Source organism: Kitasatospora putterlickiae (assembly GCF_039527695.1).
GTDB lineage: Bacteria > Actinomycetota > Actinomycetes > Streptomycetales > Streptomycetaceae > Kitasatospora > Kitasatospora putterlickiae.
The window spans coordinates 1-4,024 of the sequence record NZ_BAAAKJ010000568.1; the positions used below are offsets into that span (position 1 = coordinate 1).

General features: G+C 71.4%; 3 protein-coding genes. All 3 read right to left on the bottom strand.

Annotated elements, in window-relative coordinates; all coding sequences use genetic code 11:
- Window positions 1–1,477 (bottom strand): substrate-binding domain-containing protein (locus ABD308_RS39420; RefSeq protein WP_344345955.1); only part of this gene is annotated, 1,477 nt, incomplete at its 3' end.
- 38 nt (window positions 1,478–1,515) lie between these two features.
- Window positions 1,516–2,781 (bottom strand): phosphate ABC transporter permease PstA, encoded by a 1,266-nt coding sequence (gene pstA, locus ABD308_RS39425; RefSeq protein WP_344345957.1) that lies wholly within the window; start codon window positions 2,779–2,781, stop codon window positions 1,516–1,518.
- Between the two features lie 83 nt (window positions 2,782–2,864).
- Window positions 2,865–3,884, bottom strand: a complete 1,020-nt coding sequence (gene pstC / locus ABD308_RS39430) for a phosphate ABC transporter permease subunit PstC (protein WP_344345959.1) — start codon at window positions 3,882–3,884, stop codon at window positions 2,865–2,867.
- Window positions 3,885–4,024 lie beyond the last annotated feature (140 nt).

Here is a 4,024-nt window from a genome sequence, read left to right on the forward strand (position 1 = left end):
AGTGCCCGCCGGCGCCGCCGGACCCCCCGCCGGTGTTCCCGCTGCCGCCCGCGGCCGCGCCGCCGCTGCTCGCGGTGCCGCCGGTGCTACCGGTCCCGCCGCCGGTGCCACCGCCGGCGCTGCCGCCGCCCTTGTTGCAGTCCAGCGGGGTGCCCTTGGCGTCGCATTCGCTGGGCATCGGGGCGCTGTCGAGGATGGCGAGCTGGCCCGCCGCGTTGAGGGTCGGGTTGGCACAGCCCGCCAGGGTGTCGGGGTTGATGCTGCTGGCGTTGCCGGGGATGTGCTGGGTCTGGAGCAGCCCGCCGCGGACCAGGCCGCGGGGGATCGGCGAGTAGCCCAGGTCGTCCGCCTCGCCCTGGCCCTGGCAGAGCACGTAGGACAGGAACCGGCTGAGCGCCCCGCCCTTGTCGTTGGTGAACTTGGGCAGCGCCTGGAGGTAGTTGGCGCGCGGGACGATCAGGTAGCTGTAGCTGGAGAGCGGGTACGAGCGCTTGTCGGTGTTGGTGTAGACGCCGTCCAGGTTCTGCTGGAGGTAGTTGGGGTCGCTCTCCGGGGTGTTGTCGTCGACGCCGCGGATCTTGGCGGCGGTCAGGGCGACGGCCACGTTGGAGGCGGTCGGGAGGGTGTAGTACCCGGCCGGGTTGAGGACCTTGACGACCGGCCAGTTGCTGCGCTTGGCGAAGGCGTACTCGTCGTAGCCGATGGTGCCCTCACCGGAGGTGGCCTTGATGTAGCCGGCGACGACGTCGGAGCCGCTCTGCGCGGTCATCCGGCCGGACGGCGGGAAGAACTCGGTGTACTCGCCGCAGGTGACGCTGTTGACGGACTTGCAGTACTCGTCCCACTGATTGGGGAAGGAGCGGCTCATCCAGCGGGTGAACTGGGCTGTGGCGCCGGAGCCGTCGGAGCGGACGACCGGGGTGATCGGGATGTTCGGCAGGGCCTTGCCGTAGTCCGCGGTGATCTTCGGGTCGTTCCAGTTGGTGATCTTGTTGGTGAAGACGTCCATGACGGTCTGCGGCGAGAGCCGCAGGTCGCGGACCAGCTTCCCGCCGACCGTCAGGTGGTACATCAGCGCGGTGCCGCCAGCGGTGATCGGCACGTAGGAGTAGCCGTAGTTGACCTTCTCGACGCCGGCCTGGCCGGCCCGCTGGGCCGCCTCGCCGGCGCCGGTGTCGATCCGGGTGCGGAACGGCACGTCGGAGGCACTGAAGTCGTTGCGGCCGGTGTTCCAGTCCTGGCGGCCGACGGCCGAGCCGACGGCGTTGAAGTCGATCTGGATACCCTGCGGGCCGACGTCCTGGCGCCACTGGTCGATCGCCGGGAACGCCCAGCTGGAGCCGCTGGCGGTGAGCGCGACGGCCGCGTGGGCCGGGGCGGCCTGGCCCAGCAGCAGCGATCCGGCCGCGAGCAGGGTGGACATCAGCACGCCCAAGGGGCGTGCCAGGGGGCGGCGTGCAGCCTCCCGCGACGACATGGGAACTCCTCTGGTGCGGAGGGTGGACGATCGGAACATCAGTGCTCCCCGGTGGCGACGGCCGTCCGGACGGACGCGGCGGCGGGGACCACGTGGGCCGGAGCGGGCTCGGCCGGCCGCGCCGAGTGGGCGGGGCTCGCGGCCCTGGCGAGCTTCCGCTTCTGGCGCCCGCTCAGCTCCCCGGCGGCACGTCCGCCGAGCATGCGGGCGGTGACGAAGAGGATGAGCACGACCGCCATCAGCGTCAGCGCGGCGGCGAACGCCCGGGCGACCATCTCGTCGACGGGCAGCTTGACGTAGCTCCAGATGTAGAGCGGCAGCGAGATCTGCTGGCCCTCGAACGGGTTGGCGTTCATCCGCGAGGTGAAGCCGGCGGTGAGCAGCACGGGGGAGGTCTCGCCGACGGCGCGGGCCATGCCCAGGACCACGGCCGTCACCAGGCCGCGCCGGGCGGTCGGCAGGACGACGTTCCACACCGTCCGCCACTGGCTGCCGCCGAGGGCGTAGGACGCCTCGCGCAGGGTGCCGGGCACCAGGCGGATGACCACCTCCGCGGCCCGGGTGACGATCGGCATCATCATCACGGTCAGCGCCAGGGAGGCGGCGAAACCGCTCTTGTCGAAGCCGAAGGTGAGGATGACGATGCCGAGGATGAACAGGCCCGCGACGATCGACGGCAGCGCCGTCATCGCCTCGACCAGCGTCCGCACCGGTCGGGCCATCCGGCCGCCGATCTCGGACATGAAGACCGCCGCCGCGATGCCCAGCGGCACCGCGAACAGCGTGGCCAGGCCGAGCTGTTCGAGCGAGCCGACGACGGCGTGCAGCGCGCCGCCGGAGGTGATCGGGGAGAGCGAGGCGGTCTTCTCCATCGACTCGGTGAAGAAGTTGGCGTGCTGGGCCGCGTCGTAGCCGCGCGAGGCGACGTAGCCGATCTGATCGGCGATCAGTCCGACCACCAGCAGGCCGGCGCTCCAGGCGACCACCGAGACCAGCCGCTCGCGGACCATCAGCGCGCCCCACTGGAGACGACCGAGGAGGAAGTAGCCGGCCAGGAAGAGCAGGTACCAGCAGAGCAGGAAGCCGAGCGCGCCGCTGAACGGCAGCACCCGCTCGTACAGCACCCAGTCGAGGCCGAGCGAGCCGGTGAACGAGCCGAGGATCGTGAACACGTCCTCGCGGGTGACCCCGCGGAGCTTGACCTTCCGCTCGGGGTCCGGGGACTGCGGCTCCGGCACGGGGCCCGGGGCGGCCGGGGCGCCCTGGGCGGGCGCCTCGGTGGGCGCCTTGTCGAGGGTGGTCATCGGTGCGTCCCTTCACGGCGGCGGAGCGGTGGCAGCGGCCGGGGCCGGTGGTCCCGGTGGCGGGTTCTCTGGTGGGCCATGGGTCAGTCCGCCGTCGCCGAGCCGGAACGGGAGCGGTTGATCACGAAACCCGCGCCCACGTTGACCAGTAGGGTGAGGGCGAACAGCACCAGACCGGCCGCCATCAGCGCGGACAGCGACAGCGCGTCCGACTCGCCGAACCGCAGCGCGATCAGCGCGGAGATCGAGTTGCCGCCGTTCTCCAGGATGTGCGTCATCGGCTTGAAGCTCGGCGAGATGATCAGTGCGACGGCTATGGTCTCGCCCATCGCGCGCCCGAAGCCGAGCATCACCGCGCCGATCACACCGCCGCGTCCGAACGGCAGCACCACCGTGCGCACCATGCCCCAGCGGGTGGAGCCCAACGCGAACGCGCCCTCGCGCTCACCCTGCGGCGCCTGCGAGAACACCTCACGGCTCAGCGAGGTGATGATCGGGATGATCATCAGCGAGACCACCACGCCCGCGATGAAGGTCGACGAGGTGTAGGAGGTCCCGATGTCGCCGGTGCGCACCTTGAGGAACGGGATGGTGTCGCCGACGTGGTTGGTCAGCCAGCGGGAGAGGCCGATGATCCGGGGCTGGAGGAAGAACAGCCCCCACAGGCCGTAGACGATGCTGGGGATGGCCGCCATGAGGTCGACCAGCGAGATCAGCGCGGCACGCAGCCGCACCGGCGCGTACTCGGAAATGAAGATCGCCGTCGAGATCGCCACCGGCACGGCGATGACCAGCGCGATCACCGCGATCAGGATGCCGTTCGGCAGGACGGCGGCGACGCCGAAGTTGTGGGCCTGGGTCTGCCACTTCTGCTCGGTGAAGAAGTCGAAACCGACCGCGCGCAATGCCTGGGTGCCGCGCAGGATCAGGAAGAAGGCGATCAGCCCCATGATCGCGAAGACCGAGAGGCCGGCCGCCCGCAGCAGGCCGCGGAACACCCGGTCGCCGTTGGTGGCGGGGGCGGTGATGGTGCGGGGTACGTCGGGATCGGGCTGGCGTGGAGCCTCGGCGTAGGGTGCCGCGGGCTCGGCGGCGGCTGTCATGGTCTGCTCTCCGGCGCGCTCGGTGGAAAGTGCTCGGTACGGGGATCGGTGGACGGGGGCCGCCGCCCGGCGCGGACGCCTGGGCAGGGGTGCCCGCCCCCGGGAAGGGGACTCGGCGGGGCCGGAACGGCGGCCCCGCC

Bases quoted from the DNA above. Each gene is read 5' to 3' on its own strand.
- pstA (WP_344345957.1), bottom strand. From the start codon at position 2,781: ATGACCACCCTCGACAAGGCGCCCACCGAGGCGCCCGCCCAGGGCGCC.
- pstC (WP_344345959.1), bottom strand. From the start codon at position 3,884: ATGACAGCCGCCGCCGAGCCCGCGGCACCCTACGCCGAGGCTCCACGC.